Source organism: Metabacillus sp. GQ13, from assembly GCF_059758525.1.
On record NZ_JCAXET010000004.1, the window covers coordinates 154,570 to 172,970 of the forward strand.

At 38.1% G+C, this 18,401-nt stretch carries 16 protein-coding genes and 1 pseudogene; 13 read left to right on the plus strand and 4 right to left on the minus strand.

Annotated elements, in window-relative coordinates:
• Positions 1-34: 34 nt before the first annotated feature.
• The 4 genes from AC6CHR_RS06110 to AC6CHR_RS06125 all read left to right on the plus strand — a co-directional run bounded on the left by AC6CHR_RS06110 (position 35) and on the right by AC6CHR_RS06125 (position 6,250).
• Positions 35-433, plus strand: coding sequence for a VOC family protein (locus tag AC6CHR_RS06110; protein WP_498247646.1), 399 nt, complete (start codon positions 35-37; stop codon positions 431-433).
• A 476-nt stretch (positions 434-909) separates the two neighbouring features.
• Positions 910-1,188: an ArsR/SmtB family transcription factor gene (locus tag AC6CHR_RS06115; protein ID WP_498247647.1), complete on the plus strand. Its 279-nt coding sequence runs from the start codon at positions 910-912 to the stop codon at positions 1,186-1,188.
• 328 nt (positions 1,189-1,516) lie between these two features.
• Complete coding sequence (locus tag AC6CHR_RS06120) at positions 1,517-1,852, plus strand: EthD domain-containing protein (protein WP_498247648.1); 336 nt, start codon at positions 1,517-1,519, stop codon at positions 1,850-1,852.
• Between the two features lie 642 nt (positions 1,853-2,494).
• Positions 2,495-6,250: an alpha-L-arabinofuranosidase family protein gene (locus AC6CHR_RS06125; protein ID WP_498247649.1), complete on the plus strand. Its 3,756-nt coding sequence runs from the start codon at positions 2,495-2,497 to the stop codon at positions 6,248-6,250.
• Positions 6,251-6,607: 357 nt separating this feature from the next.
• Here the strand turns inward: AC6CHR_RS06125 and AC6CHR_RS06130 are convergent, their stop codons facing one another.
• Together AC6CHR_RS06130 and AC6CHR_RS06135 are read right to left on the minus strand one after the other, a co-directional pair.
• Entirely contained in the window at positions 6,608-7,024 is a 417-nt protein-coding gene (locus AC6CHR_RS06130) for a MarR family winged helix-turn-helix transcriptional regulator (protein WP_498247650.1), read from the minus strand.
• An 82-nt stretch (positions 7,025-7,106) separates the two neighbouring features.
• Positions 7,107-7,475: a winged helix-turn-helix transcriptional regulator gene (locus AC6CHR_RS06135; RefSeq protein WP_498247652.1), complete on the minus strand. Its 369-nt coding sequence runs from the start codon at positions 7,473-7,475 to the stop codon at positions 7,107-7,109.
• Positions 7,476-7,674: 199 nt separating this feature from the next.
• On the opposite strand from AC6CHR_RS06135, the gene AC6CHR_RS06140 reads away from it, so the two are divergent.
• The 5 genes and pseudogenes from AC6CHR_RS06140 to AC6CHR_RS06160 all read left to right on the plus strand — a co-directional run.
• The gene (locus AC6CHR_RS06140) at positions 7,675-8,700 is read left to right on the plus strand and encodes an LLM class flavin-dependent oxidoreductase (RefSeq protein ID WP_498247653.1); all 1,026 of its coding nucleotides are present in this window, start codon (positions 7,675-7,677) and stop codon (positions 8,698-8,700) included.
• A 35-nt stretch (positions 8,701-8,735) separates the two neighbouring features.
• A complete protein-coding gene (locus AC6CHR_RS06145; protein WP_498247654.1) occupies positions 8,736-9,857 on the plus strand; it encodes an NtaA/DmoA family FMN-dependent monooxygenase in 1,122 nt (373 codons plus the stop codon).
• Positions 9,858-9,894: 37 nt separating this feature from the next.
• Positions 9,895-10,218, plus strand: coding sequence for a hypothetical protein (locus AC6CHR_RS06150; RefSeq protein WP_498247655.1), 324 nt, complete (start codon positions 9,895-9,897; stop codon positions 10,216-10,218).
• 18 nt (positions 10,219-10,236) lie between these two features.
• The gene (locus AC6CHR_RS06155) at positions 10,237-10,410 is read left to right on the plus strand and encodes an SDR family oxidoreductase (protein WP_498247656.1); all 174 of its coding nucleotides are present in this window, start codon (positions 10,237-10,239) and stop codon (positions 10,408-10,410) included.
• Between the two features lie 2 nt (positions 10,411-10,412).
• Positions 10,413-10,526: pseudogene (locus AC6CHR_RS06160) on the plus strand (SDR family oxidoreductase); the annotation flags it as partial.
• Positions 10,527-10,571: 45 nt separating this feature from the next.
• Here the strand turns inward: AC6CHR_RS06160 and nfsA are convergent.
• Both nfsA and AC6CHR_RS06170 read right to left on the minus strand, forming a co-directional pair.
• Positions 10,572-11,312, minus strand: coding sequence for an oxygen-insensitive NADPH nitroreductase (nfsA, locus tag AC6CHR_RS06165; protein ID WP_498247657.1), 741 nt, complete (start codon positions 11,310-11,312; stop codon positions 10,572-10,574).
• Between the two features lie 436 nt (positions 11,313-11,748).
• The gene (locus tag AC6CHR_RS06170; protein ID WP_498247658.1) at positions 11,749-12,729 is read right to left on the minus strand and encodes an aldo/keto reductase; all 981 of its coding nucleotides are present in this window, start codon (positions 12,727-12,729) and stop codon (positions 11,749-11,751) included.
• 258 nt (positions 12,730-12,987) lie between these two features.
• Between AC6CHR_RS06170 and AC6CHR_RS06175 the strand changes: the two genes are divergently transcribed.
• The 4 genes from AC6CHR_RS06175 to AC6CHR_RS06190 all read left to right on the plus strand — a co-directional run bounded on the left by AC6CHR_RS06175 (position 12,988) and on the right by AC6CHR_RS06190 (position 18,210).
• Positions 12,988-13,881, plus strand: a complete 894-nt coding sequence (locus tag AC6CHR_RS06175) for an AraC family transcriptional regulator (protein WP_498247836.1) — start codon at positions 12,988-12,990, stop codon at positions 13,879-13,881.
• 224 nt (positions 13,882-14,105) lie between these two features.
• Positions 14,106-14,546: a helix-turn-helix domain-containing protein gene (locus AC6CHR_RS06180; protein WP_498247659.1), complete on the plus strand. Its 441-nt coding sequence runs from the start codon at positions 14,106-14,108 to the stop codon at positions 14,544-14,546.
• On the plus strand, positions 14,543-15,724 hold the full coding sequence (locus AC6CHR_RS06185; protein WP_498247660.1) for a macrolide family glycosyltransferase: 1,182 nt from the start codon (positions 14,543-14,545) through the stop codon (positions 15,722-15,724). Before AC6CHR_RS06180 ends, AC6CHR_RS06185 begins: the two co-directional genes overlap by 4 nt.
• 827 nt (positions 15,725-16,551) lie before the next feature.
• The gene (locus AC6CHR_RS06190) at positions 16,552-18,210 is read left to right on the plus strand and encodes a pectate lyase family protein (RefSeq protein WP_498247661.1); all 1,659 of its coding nucleotides are present in this window, start codon (positions 16,552-16,554) and stop codon (positions 18,208-18,210) included.
• Positions 18,211-18,401: the final 191 nt, after the last annotated feature.

The following is an 18,401-nucleotide window of genomic DNA, read 5'->3' on the forward strand; positions in this document are numbered from 1 at the left end:
GAAAAGAATGATTGAAAATAAGGAGTCGATTTATATGGAAAAGGTTACACCATTCTTAATGTTTCAAAATGACAACGCAGAAGAAGCAATGAACTATTATATATCAATTTTTGAGGATTCAGAAATTATAAGCATTAAACGCTACGGAGCAAATGAAACTGGAAAAGAAGGAACAGTAAATGAAGCGACTTTTTCAATAAAAGGGCAAGAATTTATGTGTTTTGACAGCCATGTTAAACATCAATTTACTTTTACACCTTCATTTTCATTTTTTATTACTTGTGATTCTGAAAATGAAATTGACAGCTTTTATGAAAAACTTATTTTTGATGGGCAGGCCCTTATGTCATTAGATAATTATGGCTTTAGTAAAAAATTCGGATGGATAAATGATAAATTTGGTATCTCATGGCAACTTAATCTTCCGCAATAAATTTATGCTTATTCAGTAATCGGGCACTTTAATGGAGTAACTAAATCCTAATTTCTCGGTGTTGAAAGCGAGAAATTAGGATTTTATATATATAGATTTCCTTACCGTTGTATATCGTATTTTCCTGATGTTACCCTCTTAGCGTAACGAAAATCGGCTTTTTTCATCTCAAAATTCTCTTAGCGTATGTTTTCCGCGTTTTTACAACGCTAAGCTCATTTCCAAAAAGATTCCCCCATTTTTAACAACGCTAAGAAAGCTTCAGTGGTCTTGAAGAATCTAATGAGACCACTTTCTCCGAATTAAAATGATATTCTCTTAGTAAATTGATATGTTCCCATCCTAAAGGTGACATATGATGCAAAACGTAATAATATTTTTTCGGAGGGGCTATTTACAATTTAGAAAAAAAATCGTACCATATTTCTATAGATTTAGAATTAAGGAATTATGCATAGAAAGCGAGGGGATTGTGCATGGAAGGCAGTCCGGAGACGCGCGAAGCCGTAAAAGTATATAAAGCGCTGGGGGAGCCGACACGGCTCAATATCGTCCAAATTCTTGCGAGCGAGTCGGACCAATGCTGTGTCTCGCTGGGGGAGAAGTTGAAAAACGTCGCCAACTCGACATTATCGCATCATTTGAAGCAGTTGTCGGAGTGCGGATTACTTCAATCGCGAAAAGAAGGAACATTTATCTATTACAGCCTGAACCGCGAAGTGGCTGAAAAATTTGCGCCCTATCTGTTAATGTAATTTTTTTGACTTATATTTCTATGTTTATAGAAATATAATAATTTATTCGAACAAGTGTAAAACAGGTGATTAATGTTTGGAAGGTTTACATTTTTGCTATGATCAGTTTTTTTGTTAAGAACGTCAGAGTAGATTATTCCGGTGATCTTGGACCAAATTGTCTGAACAGAAGGCCCTAATGAAAAACGAAGTTGATCTTTGAAAACTGAACAACGAGAGGTTGACTTTACAGAGTAAAGTCAAATAAATCAGTTTTAGATCTGTTATTCAATCATTGCTCAGTTTTGAGAGTTCATCTCTCAACTTTTACAGAAAGGTGGAAAACGACATGATAAAGTTCGTATATATGATCAATCGGATCGAGGGGATGAGTCTTGATAAGTTCGTAGAATATCATCGATTTAACCACGCTCCTCTATTTTCCTCGATCCCAGAGGCCAAGAAGTATGTCCGAAAATATGTGGTGTCTCACACGGTTGCTGCAGAGGGCTATCCGGAGCCAGTGTATGATGGGCTTACGGAAATCTGGTTCGAAAGTTGGGCCGACCATGATGCGTTCTTCTCATCGGACAACTACCTGCAAAAAGTTCAACCCGATGAAAAGAAGTTCATTGACTTCAACTCTGTCGGCGTCATGGTCACAGAAGAAAAAGAAGTGATCTGACTTTGTGAACCACCTATAGTATCACCGCCACCGACAGCGCTGAGGAGGATCAACTGTTCGATTTCGGGAGCATAGCGGAGAGTCGAAGTAGATAGGCCTGAGGTGGAATTGCAGCAATGGATGGGCTGACAGGTACTAATCGGTACAGTGCTTATACCAGTCACCTCGAAGAACAAGTAGGGGATAAAATGTAGATTTGTTTCGTATCCACTTTTTCAAGGATGGCCCAACTTTGATCTAAATTCAAAGTGGGCTTTTTATATTGAAATTCCCTTAACGTTGTAAATCCGATTTGTTGGTATGACCCCAATTAAAAGGTAAAATACCAAGAAACACAGCTATTTCTTTTGTAAATACAAACATGTGCGTACATGATTTAACTTTATCTATTATGTTTGTAAAAAATATGAAAAGGAATCACGCACGCAAAGCGTTACCTTCTTTTTTTGTTTTTAAACGTTGATAAATAAAGGATATTAGTGAATATTCGAAAAAAAGTTAATTCTAATGGAAAATTAGCTAGTTTGCTATTATAATAGTTGTAAGTATATATTTTAATTTATTTCCACCTGATCCATATGAGTTGGTTAGTGGGAATGGGAAGTAGTACGTACAATATTGTTCTGGCAAAGGAGAGCTTTCATGAAACAAAACAGTAGAAACATTTCATTTGAAGACCGTATTATTGCTCACTTTTCTTTTGATAATCCCGACAATGTAGGAAAAGACAGCACAGGGAATGGCAATGATGCAATAACAGAAGGACTAACAAAACCTATCGTTGAATCAGTTGGCGGCAGAACAGCTGTTTCTCTTGCAGGAGGAAAAAACGGCACTTCATTTATGAAGCTACCTTCTGGTTTACTTAAAGATATCAATGATCATACAGGTATTACTGTAAGTACGTGGGTTTATTTGAAAAAAGGCACGAATGTATGGGAAAGAATTTTCGATTTCGGTAAAGGTTCCACAGGACCATATCTATTCTTGACGCGGAATTTACGTGGCACTTGTTTTGCAGGAGATGACCTCGTTGCAGATGCCGGAAGAACATTCTCTTCGGGAGAATGGATCCATGTCGCCATGTCGGTTAGCGGTACGGAAGGTGGTACCTTAAGTAGCGCAGGTCCTGTCGTATATGTGAATGGTGAAATTGCTGCAGATGGTTCGATTAGCCAGACTTCAAGTGGGACCTATGCGAAACTACGTCATTGGTTTGAAACGTTCTCAGATCAGTCCAATTATAGTCATAATTACATAGGAAAATCACAACATGAAGCGGACGAGGATTTTAACGGTTCGCTATCTGACTTCCGTGTCTACAAAGCAGGCTTAACGCAAGACGAAGTCATCGAGGTGATGTGTGAATCCCTTACAGATGTAGAAATTGTTCAACTTGCCAAAGATAAATATTTATCATTTCCGATAACAATCGTATCAAAGGATCTTTCATTGCCTTCTTCACTAATGGGCGGCAAGGTGACAGTAGCCTGGAAATCCAGTAATTTGGAAGCGTTATCGAATGATGGAGTAGTAGTAGATATCCACACACCAAAAGGCGTAACCTTAACTGCCTTCTTAAGTAGAGGAAATGATACGATCGAAAAAGATTTTACAGTTTCGGTTCTTCCGACTGGAATCCCATCCCATCTCTTAACGATTGACGGTAGCCAAGATGTTTTAGATATCAGTAAGACGTTATACGGCCTATTTTATGAAGACATCAACAACGCAGCGGACGGCGGGATTTATGCAGAGCTTGTGCAAAATCGTTCCTTTGAATCGTTCGTATTCGATACGTATTCACATGCTTCCGGTGAGTGCGGTTGTTCGACAGGTAGAAACCATGAACCACTGCACGCTTGGTTTGGGGATGTTGATAAAGTATCGATAAAAAATACGGGTGGATTGAACGACTATTTTGGCATTTCCGATAAAGATGTCAATTCTCACTATATTACAGCACCGAACGGCAGTACGATAGTAAATAAAGGCTTTACCGATTCGAATCATCACTGTGCGATGTTTATTAAACAAGGTGATCAATATGAATTGACAATATGGGCGAAAGCGGAAGCTGCCGGAAGCATCACATTGCAGCTGCAAGATCAGGACGGCGAATCGATTAGTGACACAGTTACCGTACAGGTTGAGAGTGGTAACACGTGGAAAAAGTATGGTGTTGATTCTAAGGTTGTCTTGACTGGTTCAAAAACATTACTAGGTCAGCTTGCTTTAACCTTTAATGGTGACATTTCGATCGACATGGTTTCTTTGATGCCACAAGATGTCTGGGGTGCCGGTAAAGAAGAGAGATCGAACACCGCTCATGTTAATTATCAAGGGAATACGAACTATCGTTTGCGAAAAGATTTGGTCAATGCACTAGTTGACTTGCATCCGACATTCCTGCGTTTCCCTGGCGGATGTATTTCAGAGGGCTCCTATATTTGGGATAACGTATACGAATGGAAAGACTCTGTGGGTGATATCGAGATACGGAAAGAAAACTTTAATGTTTGGGGTTATATGATGACCATGGGATTAGGCTATATGGAGTATTTCCAATTAGCCGAAGACCTGAATGCTACTCCTCTTCCTGTCATGGCATGTGGCGTGCTTTGCCAGGCTCGTTCGAATTATGTCAATCCAGCAGGTGGAGAACTGAGAGATAATTTTGTTAAGAGTTTTACAGATTTAATCGATTTTGCTATAAACACTGATTTTGAACAGAACGAGTGGGCTGCTTTACGGAAGAAGATGGGTCACGAAGCACCGTTTGACCTACACTATTTGGGAGTCGGTAATGAAAACTGGGGCACAGAGTTTTTTGCGAACTTTGAATACTTTAAAGCAGCCATTGATGAATACATGGACAAACAATATCCAGGTTATGAATTGCACATCATTTCAACGGTCGGTGCGCAAGCGGATGATGACGCCTATCAAGAAGGCTGGAAGTTCCTAAGTGGCAATATGACAGGTTCGGAAACCGTGAACTTTACCGACGGCAAGACGAATATCGAAGAAACGGTCACATGGTATGAAAAACAAGCAAATTACATGGATACGATTGCTGACGAGCATTATTACCGCTCCAACGAGTATTTGTTAAACAATGCGGACAGATACAACTATTATTACCGAGCTTATCAGCCGGACGGTAGCATCAATGAATCCGAAATTTCAAAGGTTTTCGTTGGCGAATTTGCCTCAACTGATAAGAATACATTGGCAGGTGCTATTGCCGAAGCAGTTTTGATGACTGGTTTTGAAAACAATTCTGATGTCGTCAGATTAGCAGCCTATGCGCCATTATTTAACAAAGTATTGACGGACGGAACCTATCGATGGACACCGGATCTCATTTGGTTTGACGATGAAACGGTTTGGTACACACCAAATTACTACGTCCAGCATCTATTTGCGAAATACCTGGGCACAAAATTGTTGAATACTTCGTTCTCGACTTACCAAAATGGAAATCTGACAGAACTTACACCACGTGGAGGAATTGAAATTGCAGCTGGTAATGCCGAAGTCCATGTGAAGCATGTGAAAGTAATCGATCATATAAGTGGTACGGTGTTACTCGACCAAGACTTCACAAAGGAACTGAATTCGGCATGGGAGATGATCCCAGGTTCAGTTGGATACATGATTGATCCGGAAAAAGGTCTGATTTTACAGGCACAAAGCGGAGGATTAAACGGACTCTATATCATCAACGAAAGCTGGACCAACTATAAGGTCGAGGTGCAAGCGACAAAAGCATCCGGCGCAGACGGTTTTTATGTAGGTGTGGGCTTGACGGATATTTCACCGGAGAACAAGGACGTTCTCGAATACGCAGTAGGTTATAACGGAAATGCCACTGGTGTGAAGGTTCACAAGCAGGGCATTGAAGGTTATGTGTTAGGCGACTATTCATCAAGTACAGCAGCAGGCAATTTAAGAGCAAGCTGTTATGAAGAACTAGCAGATCACACTCCATACACCATATCCGTTCATTATGGTGGGGAAACTGGGGATCGTCTCATCTGTTCTTACACGGACGGAACGTTTACTAGCAAGGTGTTGGATTACAAGTTAGAAGCGTATAACCGAGACATTTTCAACTCGGTTACCAAAGACGATCAACACGTCTATGTAAAGCTAGTCAATGCTGATCCATTTGAAAAAACAACGAAAATCTCGTTGAAGGATTTAGATGTGGGTACTACAGGTAGAATGATCACCGTGACAGGGGAGGAATCACTTGTCAATACACCGAATGTTAATAAAAAGAACGCAGAACTAGTTGTTCCTTCCGAAACGGAAATCAAACTGGATGACAATTGTGCAGTCGTACCTTTATCGGCAAATTCTGTGAATATCATTGTTTTAGATTTTAAATAATTAGGATGAAGGACATGTTTGTGAAAGCAGGCATGTCCTTTAGTTGTGTGGAAAGGATCTAAATAAATAAGTCTACTATGTTTAATATAGTTTTTCACTGAATAGCCAATACTACAAGGGACACTAAGGAAAAAAACAATGATTAATGTCCACACTCACCTATTACGTCACACACATGCGACCTACTACATAGATAATAGAAATGGTAACAATATTAAATCCCTGTAGGCAAAATATTTACTACACCTTCTTATGGAGTTTAATAAATTTATTGATCTTGCAGATGAATGGGAAAAGGATATCTGGAATGAAAAGGAGGCTCCCCAAAAGAGTATGCTTAACTCGTATCACGTTTGATTAGAAAAGATTCTTTTCCATTTGCTTTAGAAGCCTTCTTAAAAGCATCCTCTCATCTAAGGTAATATCCGTTAGTAACCGCTCTTGCTGTTTTCTCCATATCGCACTAACCGGGGTTTCAATTTGTTTTCCAGCGTCAGTGAGATAGATTCTACTTATTCTTTTGTCGTTTGGATCTTTGTGTCGAATAATTAGTCCTTTCTTTTCAAGAGCTTTCACCATATTTGTTACTGTTGGTGCCTCGCAATTTAACTTGTTACAAAGCTCAACTTGAGTCAAACCGTCTTTTCTCCAAAGTTTACATAATAAATTATCTTGGCCTGCATGTAGATTTAGATCATGTAATAAATGATTATAGCTTCGTCGAGTTTGTGACGATATTTTATCTAAAAGCTCTCTAATTTCATCGTTTAACATATCAAAACTCCTCGTCCAAAATTAATTAGTGACCTAACTATAACGTGGAGTTATTTTTCCGTCAATTGATAACGGATTCCTCCTATAAGGTTTCGATACTACTTTTTTCTCCATATTCTTTACCGAAATTCTCCATCATATCTAAGACTGGTATCAACTTATTTCCTTTTTCGGTGAGAGAGTATTCTACTTTTGGAGGTACTACTGGATACACTTCACGTTTAATAACACCATCACTCTCCAGTTCTTTAAGCTGTTTTGTAAGTGAACCTTGAGATAGATCTCCTAAAAAGGCTTTGATGTCGGAATAACGTCGTTTCTGCCCTTTTAAGTACCATAGAATAAAATATTTCCAACGGCCTGATAATACATTTTGAGTAAATGCTATTGCGTACATATCATTTTTTTCTTCGATAAACTTTCTTTCAAAACCATCGTTACAAACCTTCATTGTTTTATCTCTCCTTTGCTAAGTACATAAAAATGTACTATATCCATTTAGATTGCCTTCTTTTCAATTAAACATAATGCATTTATGATTGTGAAACAAACCAAAACACAATATAACGATAATTGTTTAGCATTGGTTTTTTTGGTTTAATAGTTAGCTTGCTAACTATTATCATAACATAGAAAGGAGATTGAGATTAGTGAATATCGAAAATTCCAAACTAAAACTTTCGATTTTGGACTTTGTTCATATATATAAAGATAGTGATGCTACAAAGAGTCTTCAAAATGTAACTGAAATGGTGCAATTCGCAGAGAAGTTGGGCTACTCAAGATATTGGTTCACGGAGCACCATAATACAACAAACTTGATGAGTACCTCTCCAGATATGTTGAGTATGCATGCAGCTGCTCATACCAAAAAAATTCGAGTAGGTTCCGGTGGCGTTATGTTGCCTAACCATAGTTCTTTAAAAGTGATGGAGAACTTTACTCTACTCGAAGGATTATATCCAGGGCGAATTGATCTTGGTATAGGAAGGGCCTCTGGAACGGATGGATGGACTAAGTGGGCATTGCTGCGGTCTAGAGAATTAGTGGAGGCAAATGATTTTCCAGTACAACTGGATGATCTCCTTTCTTTCTTTAACCGTAACTTTAAAGAAACACATCCCTTTAGCCACATAAACCCTCCTGGTGACAAGTCAATGGTACCAGACATGTTCATGCTAGGATCAAGCGAAGGTGGTCTCCAGTTTGCGCTTGAAAAAGGATTAGGTTTTGTGTTTGCTGCTCACCTTGCACCACAATTAGCTGTTCCGATGTTAAGAGCTTACAATACTGAGTTTAAACCTTCATCTTATTTAAGTGAACCTAAAAGCATGTTGGCAACCATTGTTATCACAGCTGAAACCGAAGAAGAGGCTGAATTTATAGCGGGCCCTGCAGAGTTAATGTGGGCGCAGATGAGTACGGGAACGAAAAACCTTACTTTTCCTACACCAACTGAAGCCAAAAATCACATCTATATTCTAGCTGAAGAAAGAGCTAGGGAAAGAAACAAAGAGCGTTTTGTTATCGGAAGTGCTGAAACGGTTGCTGAGAAGCTTTATCAAATGGCGAAAGCCAGTTTAGTTAACGAAATCATCATTGCTGATTTTTATCCTGATCAAGAAAGCCGAAAGAAAGGGCATCAATTATTAGCTAATGAATTAGGGTTGGTCTAGATAAATTATGTGTTTAAAAAGGAGAGAACTCAAAAGTGAGAGAAAGACAGCTTAAACTCAGTGGAACTATTGATGGGGTTGGGTGGAATTATATGGGCTGGAGACACCCGGACATGCCATCAAATGCCAGTGAAAGTATAGATTATTACGTAGAGAAAGCTAAACAACTAGAAAATGGGAAATTTGATACGATTTTTTTAACAGATGTTAGTCACATTGGGCCTGGGATGATACCTCATTACCTAAGTATGTTTGAAGGCATCTCTATTTTGTCCGCCTTAAGTATGGTGACTCATTCTATTGGCTTAACTGCGACAATCGCCACTTCTTATGCTGATCCCTTTACAGTGGCTAGACAAGTTTCTTCACTCGACAAGATTAGTAATGGCCGTGCCGGATGGAACGCAATTACATCTAATCCAGGAGGATTAGCTAATTATAGCCGTTCCCATTTAAGCAAATCAGATCTTTACCCAATGAAAAAGGAATTTCTAGAAATTGTTGAGGGGCTCTGGGATTCATATGAAGATGATGCCTTTATCCGTGAGAAAGAACGAGGCATCTTTTATGACCCAAGAAAGATGCATCCACTACATTACACCGGAAAATACTTTTCAGTGGATGGGCCATTAAATGTTAGTCGGTCACGACAAGGAAGACCTGTGATTTTCCAAGCAGGAACATCTTCAGACTTTATGGATATAGCAGCTAAGCATGCTGAAGGTATTATGGCTCCTGGAGATAATTTCGAGTATTTGAAGGGATATACGGCTGAACTAAAAAGAAGAGTTAAAGATCAAGGACGTTCTCCAAACGATTTACTGATCATGCCTGCTCAAAATCCAATAGTGGGGGAAACCGAGAAAGAAGCATTGGAAAAATGGAGAGAAATCGAGTCATTTGGTCACAGATTACCAAAACCTCAATTCATAGGGTCTGCGGAGAACGTAGCAGAACAAATTGAACATTGGTATCAAGAAGGCATCATGGATATCATGTTGATTAGACAAGAATATCCTGCCGGTTTTGAGGACTTTATTAAGCTAGTGGTCCCTATATTGCAAGATAGAGGAATCGTTCGCAGGGAATATGATGATCATACTACACTTCGAGGAAATTTAGAGTTACCTTACCCAGAAAATATGTACAAACAATAAGAGTCAAAAAAACACTTAACTGAAGGAGCAATTTATTATGAATAACATAGTGACAGAATTACTAGGAATTGAGTATCCAATTATTTCAGCTGCCATGACATGGGTCACATCAGCTGAGTTTGTTGAAGCCGTATCAACAAGTATTGAAACGAAAAAAGCCATCATTCAAGTAAAGAGTGAGGAATTTATTGAATTTAAATCAGGTATGGGGCATTTGAGAACTATTCCTACAGAAGCGGGCATGTTAGATGGAGACCTGGTTAATGGAACGATAAGTGTATCTGAATCAGCAGGCGGTATTCAACAGATCCTAACGTGCCAAGAGGTAGTAGATGAAATTGTTAACTCAATTAACGTATAGTATTATCGATCCGTATCTTTGGTTTTTATTATAGTAGGTGCGGTTCAATCTTTAACACGCTCTGCTGCGGTTGAGTTAGCGCCTGATCAAATTCGGATAAACCTTATTCAATCAGGACATATACTGACTAATATTATGTCTAACGCTTTGAGTGAAGAACAAATTCAAGAAGGGCATAAGAAGTTCCTGTAAAACGATTAGGGAATTCTCAAGAAGTAGTTAAACTTGCATTATTTCTTGCTAGTGATGAGGCTTCTTATATAACCGGGGCAGAACCTGTAATTGATGGAGGTTTATCTGTAAAGTAAAATAGAATAATGAAAAAAGGCCATCTTTTTAGATGACCTTTATTCTTATTTTTTTGCTAGACCCTGTTTATTTAAGTATTCTTTCATAAAAGTAAGCGAACTACGTTCAAGATGGTCTTGTATGTGATCTGACCACCCTTTTACTTTTCTTGCTGTAAACGGGGCTCTAGATGGTCTATTTTGATAATAATGTCGCATTTGTTCATCGTAAGCAGTAAGTTCATCTTTGTTTAATGGCTTATACTTATTTTCAGACATAATAATTTCTTGTGGTAATTTAGGCTTGGAATCGGGTTTTTCTCCTTCTGTATGACCGATGCATAAACCAACCAAAGGAACAACATATTCAGGTAGTTCTAGAAGGTTCGATAGTTTTTCTATATTACTTCTAACAGCACCTATGTATACCCCACCTAACCCTAAAGATTCAGCCGCGGTTAGTGCGTTTTGAGCCATTATTCCCGCGTCAAATGTTCCTATCAAAAGAAATTCTGTATAGGACAAATCAACACTAGGAGCAATCTGATGATTGCGATTAAAGTCTGCACAAAATACCCAAAATTCTCCGGCGTCTTCAATATATTGTTGGTTAACACAGAGTTCTTTTACTTTTGTACGAAGTTCCGGATCTGATATCCGAATAATAGAAACTGCTTGTAAGAGACTAAAAGAAGAAGTGTGGCTAGCAGCTTGGAAGATCATATCTCTTTGTTCATCAGAGACTGGTTCCTTTTTAAAAGAACGGAATGATGTGTGATTCTTTAACAAATCTATTGTGCTGTTCATTATGGTTTCGCCTACTTTCAAAAGTTTTCGTCCTTAAAGGATAAAACTATTTGAAAATTTATTAAAGAGGGCAATTTTAATGTACACAGTACATAAGATGGTACATTTCAATTAGATAGTGCTGTTCCATAATTATTAAAAATAAGAAAAGTAATTTTACTCCTTCCTTTTTTCACTAAAACGTCCCAAGTTAGAGAGTTAAGTCTGGGTATCCTCCCCCTTAAACGAAACGTATGTTTGTTATTGTCTAATGTACACTTTTTCTTTAGGTTCTGTTAAACTAATCAGACCCTTTAGTAAAATAAAAAATCATGATTTACCAGGACCTTTTTCATCAATGAGGTGTTATAGAAGTTTGCAGACTGCACATGACTAATATGTGCAGTCCTTTAATTTGTAAACCTTTTTTTGATTCAGGTCTTGATAAATAATGAGATTAATTAAAACCAACGATTTTATGTGGTACATTCGGCTCTTCTAGATAGGTAACCTCTTCAGGTGTCAAAGTAATAGAAAGTGAAGCAACCGCGTTTTCTAAATGAGATATTTTCTGTGCGCCAATAATAGGAGCGGTTACCGGATTTTTTTGTAGCAACCAGGCAAGTGCGACTTGAACACGGGGCACATCGTACTTTTCAGCGATTTCCGCGACCCGTTCTACGATTACGCGATCTGCATCGGCAGTGGTATCATTTTTAGATTTTTGTACTTGGTCCGTTTCGGAACGATGTGTTGTTTCCGACCAATCACGAGTTAATCTCCCTGAAGCAAGTGGGCTATAAGGGATGACACCGATTTTTTCTTCCTTACAAAGCGGGAGCATTTCTCTTTCTTCTTCACGATAGATAAGATTTAAATGATTTTGCATTGATACAAACCGAGTCCAACCATTTTTCTCAGCTACCTGTAATGCCTTAAGGAATTGCCAAGAGTGCATCGCGGAAGCACCAATGTATCTTACATTCCCAGCCTTTACAACATCATGTAAGGCTTCCATCGTTTCTTCAATTGGCGTATTGTAATCCCAGCGATGGATTTGATATAGGTCGACATAATCAGTTCCCAATCGCTTAAGACTTTTGTCAATTTCACTCATAATCGCTTTTCGGGAAAGCCCAGCACCATTTGGTCCATCTTGCATAGGGAAATAAACCTTTGTCGCGAGGACGATTTCGTCACGATTAGCAAAATCCTTTAATGCTCGTCCAACAAATTCCTCACTCGTTCCATCTGAATACACATTCGCTGTATCAAAAAAATTAATCCCTAGCTCAAGTGCTTTTTTTATGATCGGACGAGTGCTTTCCTCATCAAGTACCCATGGATGAACCCAGCGCTTCGCATCACCAAAGCCCATACAGCCAAGACAAAGTCGGGAAACATCGATACCAGTATTTCCAAGTTTCACATATTCCATTTGAGATTCCTCGCTTTCAACTATTTATTTTCCTTGTGCACAAATAGTTCATACTCAATAAAAATAACTATTTATTCAATTATGATCTAAATCAACGAGAAACCGTTATCCCATTCTTATCAAATGATTGCCTAATTCTCTCATTACACTTAATCAATTGAAGAATATGGATTATAATGAGATTAACAAAGTTGAAGGAAATAAGGAGAAGACCAAATGTCTGAGAGAATAGACGAATAACAAAATGAGCTCGGCAAGCTGATTACACGTTATACAGGTAGTGACGGTGTCCACACGACTGCGATTCCATCATTGTATTTAATCCACGAATCGAATGTGACCGAGCCAGTTTATCGAGTTTACAACCCTTCCTTTTGCATCATTGTTCAAGGGGAGAAAGAGCTTTTGTTGGCACAGGAGAGTTTTACATACGGACCTAGTCATTACCTTGTCGCATCCCTTGATTTGCCTGTAACGGGGCAGGTGATCAAAGCTTCGTCAGGAGCACCCTATTTATCTCTTAAACTAGTATTTACACCAAGCCAAATCTTAGAGGTTATAAGTGATTCTGACATACGAATTGAACCGAAAAAAAATCCAACTCGAGCGATGTTCGTTAGCCAAGTAGATTCATCTCTATTAGATGCAGTCGTTAGATTAGCCAGTTTGCTAGAGCATTCAAAAGATATCGCTGTCCTTGCTCCAATTTTCACAAAGGAAATACTCTATAAGATTTTGCAAGGACCACATGGCGGAACACTGGACCAAATGGCAATAGAAGGTAGTCATACCTATCGAATCAGAGGCGTTATCGATCATATCAGGGATAACTTTGCAAGCTCCTTACGAATTGAGGAGCTTGCAGAAATGGCAAATATGAGTGTTTCAACGCTCCATAGGCATTTTAAAGTAATCACCGCAATGAGTCCTATTCAGTTCCAAAAACAACTAAGACTACAGGAAGCTAGACGTTTGTTGTTAGCAGAGTCAGCAGATGCCGCAGACGTCGCATTTAGAGTAGGGTATGAAAGTCCGTCACAATTCAGCCGTGAATATTCCCGTATGTTCGGCTTTCCACCAAGAGAAGATATAAATAGACTGAGAGAAACATATGACAAAAGGCTGATCTCGAATGTTCCTACCTTACATTAGGAATGGTCATGAGCAGGTTTATTTAAAATTGGAAAACTGCATGAAAATGACTTGGAAAGAGTGTTGTCTGCCATATGAAACGAAACCTCGTTAATTCTTAACATTGCTACAAGTTGGGGGAAAGTTTAACACTATGCCACAATTATTAACATAAAATGCTTCATTCTGTTGATAGACTTTACCTAAATCCTTATATATAGTTAATCTTATAAGGAGATGAAGATATGATCGGTATGAATATTCGTGTTTTACGTAAAAAGAACAAATTGAGTCAAGAAATAGTAGCTGAGAAGGTTAACGTATCACGTCAGACCGTAGCAAAGTGGGAAAACGAGGAAGCGTTGCCTGATATCGATAAATGTAAAATGCTAGCCGATATCTTTCAAGTAACATTGGATCAATTATCTGGTGATATGAGCGAAGAAGAGGTAGAGCACCTTGGCCCAAAGGGGAAACAGTTCTTCGGTGTTGTGAAGGTGGGCGAGCGGGGGCAGATTGTCATTCCAAAACAAGCTCGGGACATGTATCAGATTCATGCAGGTGATAAGCTGGTTGTTTTAGGTGAAGATGTGACAAAAGGGATTGCTATTTTAAAAACGGATGGTTTTCTCGAATTTGCTGATATGATTCGTAGTGCCGAGTCGGTAGAAGAGGAATCAGAATGAGTAAAATTGTATTCTTCTCTATCCCTGCACATGGCCATACAAATCCGACCATTCCAGTGATTTCCGAGCTAGTAAGCAGTGGGCATGAAGTATGGTACTACTCCTTTTTGGAATTTAAAGAGAAAATAGAAGCTGTCGGAGCCACCTTCATTTCTTGTGATGAGTTTCTACCGCCGATTTCTCAACAAGAAATGGATCGCAAAGTAGGGAAAGATTTTGCCGCATTGATCGAAATGGTTGTCGATACAACCATTTCATTAGATGAAAAAGTGTGTACGGAATTAACTGAATGTCAACCAGATTGCATCGTGTCTGATTCCATCTGTTTTTGGGGAATGTTATTCGCTAAGAAATTAGCAATCCCATATATCTGTTCAACGACAACACTGGCATTTAATCAATATACGGCAAAACTGATGAAGCCCAGTATAAAAGAAATCGTTAGAATGATAACTGGGATGCCGAGAATAAACAAAAAAATGCAGCTACTACGATCACATGGGTATGATGTAGATCGTTTTAAATCAGTTCTTCAAAATGATAATGAAACAGATACCATTGTATTCACGTCGAAGGAATTCCAACCGATGGCTGAAACGTTTTCCAACAAATATGCCTTTGTTGGTCCATCAATCCAACAATCTCCTCAAGTAATCGAAGAAAAAGGAAATCGAAAATTAATCTACATTTCTTTAGGAACAATACTCAATCAGAATCAGAATTTTTACCAAGATTGTATCAAAGCATTTGCAGACAGTAGCTATGAGATTGTGATGTCGGTTGGTGAAAAAACGAACATTGCCTCACTTGGTCAAATCCCAGATCATATTACAGTGAAAAACTATGTAGACCAGATAGCGATATTGCAGAATGCAGATGTATTTCTTACACATTGCGGAATGAATAGTGTGAGTGAAAGTCTGTATGCTGGAGTTCCGATGGTATTATTTCCATTACACAGCGAACAAAGAGTAGTCGCTAACCGAGTTGCTGAACTTGGAGCTGGAATAAAACTAAAAGGTAACAAACCGAAACATCTGAAGAAAACAGTAGAGGGTGTACTAAAGGAACGGACTTATCTAGAAAATGCACAGAACCTATCTAAAAACTTCCGAAATTCCGGCGGCGCAGTAGAAGCAGCTAAAGTCATAATTGATAAAATTGACAAGAAAACTTAACTGACATGGTATATCAGTAAGGTAATAAAAATCCTCTTTGAAAACTAACGGTTCGGTTTTGAAGTACAAAATGTCAATTTGTAGAACAATAGAATTAGCAATCAAATTAACACACTTGGGTATTCAAAAATGCTCAGAGCTTTAAAGCTCTGAGCATTTTTCTATATATTGGCTTAGTAAACAAAAGCACCCTTACCAAGAAAAGTTTGATTAAATTCCTTTGTCTTTACTAAATAAACCCTCTTTATTAATAAAAACTTGGCAATGCAATTAAACATCATCTTCATAACGCAGTTCGAGTTAACCAAAACGAAAGCTGACCAACAATAAACACAAATCTCATATAAAACCAATAATCATTAAATCAGTTTTTGGAATGAAAAGTGTCATAACACTCTAAACGAGCTAATCCGTATATACAAAACTCAAAACGGACGATTATAGTAGGATAAGACATCAAGAGGATACATTACTACGTTGTAAAGGGGTGGTCGATGGGAAAAAGTAACCGTTTTCATCGTTTCGTTGATGATGACAAATTAGTTGATAAGAATGAATTCTAAGGATAAGTGGGAGGGTAGAGTCTCAATTTTTGTTGGTAAATAAATTCCAAAGAAATTGGAGAATCAGCTAGAAACGGATGTTACGAAGGCATATTAGAGCTTTGAATCGTAACATTCTTGGTCAATTGGTTGAATACGGCTTTGCTGCGGTAGTTAAAAACCGGGAAAAAGAAGGCGGTAATGCTGGTAGTAAGGTATTTAATGAACAAAAGTAGATACACTTTATTTAAAACGCTTATCTGATTCTATCCTAGGAGGAATAGTATGAAAGTTAACAAGGCAATCATCTGGTTATTGGTTCTAACATTTCTTTCTTCATTGTTCTTATTAGGTGATAGTAAACTAACAAAGGCGGCAGCTATTGATTCTATACCAAACACAACAAGAGATATGAAGGACTATGACAATAGTTTTCTGTCAGTAACCGGTTATGCGTCATTAGGGGTTAATGACCGAAGCAGGTACATCGATACCTCTTATTATCGTAAGGTTAAAAATGAAAGAGAGTTTTTGCAGGCAATTTTGGATGCTAGAAATGGTCATGTGAAAGTAATTGAAATAGCAAGAGATATAAACTTAGGGTGGAAAGAATTAAATCTAAGTTCAGAAGAAGCTAAAAAGTATAATTTTATAACAAAATATCGGGATCCTATGAACGGATATACAAATCCAACGTTAGCTGCCTCCGGTGTTTCACAATTAAGTATAGCTGATGTTGATGGGTTAACTATTTTTTCGAAAAAAGGAAAAACAATTAGGCATGTAGAAATGAAATTACAAAGATCAACTAATGATATTGTCATTAGGAATCTGAATTTTGATGGAATGTGGCAATGGGATGATACTGGAAAACATAAGGAAGTAGGCTGGACATTTATAAAGGTAAATGGTGCAAATAATGTATGGATAGACCATAGTAAATTTTCGATTGCAGCGGATGGATTAATTGATACTGAGAATGGTGGCACAAATATTACCATTTCCTGGTCAGATTTCGGATTACCTGCAAATGAGAATCCGACAGAAGATAGTGATATTTATCAATCGATTCAATATATGGAAGAAAAATATGCTTCAAATGAACTGAATTCTGAGAGTGTCTACTATAACATGCGCAATGGCGGTGCGACCAAAGAGCAGATCATGGCCTATGCAGCCTATCACAGCAAGGTACATTTAACTGGTTCTGGAGACAAAGACTATGTGAATTATGTGTCTAGTAATGGAACGGAGATAAAAGATGGCAATCAAAGAATCCGGTTAACCCTTGCCTATAACCGTTATACCAATATTGGGCAAAGAATTCCGATGATCCGTCAAGGTAGTGGTCATGTATACAACTGTTATCTAGACAACTCAACTCATTATGATGTTTTGGAAAATGTAAGCGCTATTTCTGAATTCGGAACCGATCAACTGTCACGAGCACTGAATGCAAGAAATGGGGCTTCTATTGCAGCAGACTCTTGTGTATTCAATGATATTAACGAGCCAATAACAGGTGCTGAGATTCAAGGGGAAGATACCAAGAACATGGATGAAGCTTGGGCTAAGCTATTTCAAAGCGCTTATAACAATAATTTAATTGTAAACTCCCAAATTACGAATAAATATGGAACGTATACAGGAAGTAGCTGGGACAATAATGGTGAAAATTTATTTACAAAAGGATTTACTTGGTATGACAAATCAACGATAGGAAATTGGGCATGGTCTTCTCATATTGTGGGAAGTGAAGATATGAGTAAATCAAATCCACCAACTGATCCATTTACCTTTGAATATAAGTATAATGAGGAGCTACCTTATACTTATCATGTACTTCCGTTAAAAAGTGTAGTGGCAACACTTACAAAATATGCAGGGGCAAACAAAGTAAATATGGGTCCAGTAGATTGGTTGAAAACAGATTATAGTAGATAGAGAAATCGAAAAGGCTTTAAATTAATGCTGGATTATCAGAAGAAGATGAATGACATCTTAGATGTACGTGGTTGTCTTTATAAAAGTGCGAGTAACTTCCTCTGTGACTATAATCTGTGTCACAGAGGATTGTTATTATCAATGGGAAACTAAATTAGCTACCTATAAACGATTCCAATGATGGAGTCTTT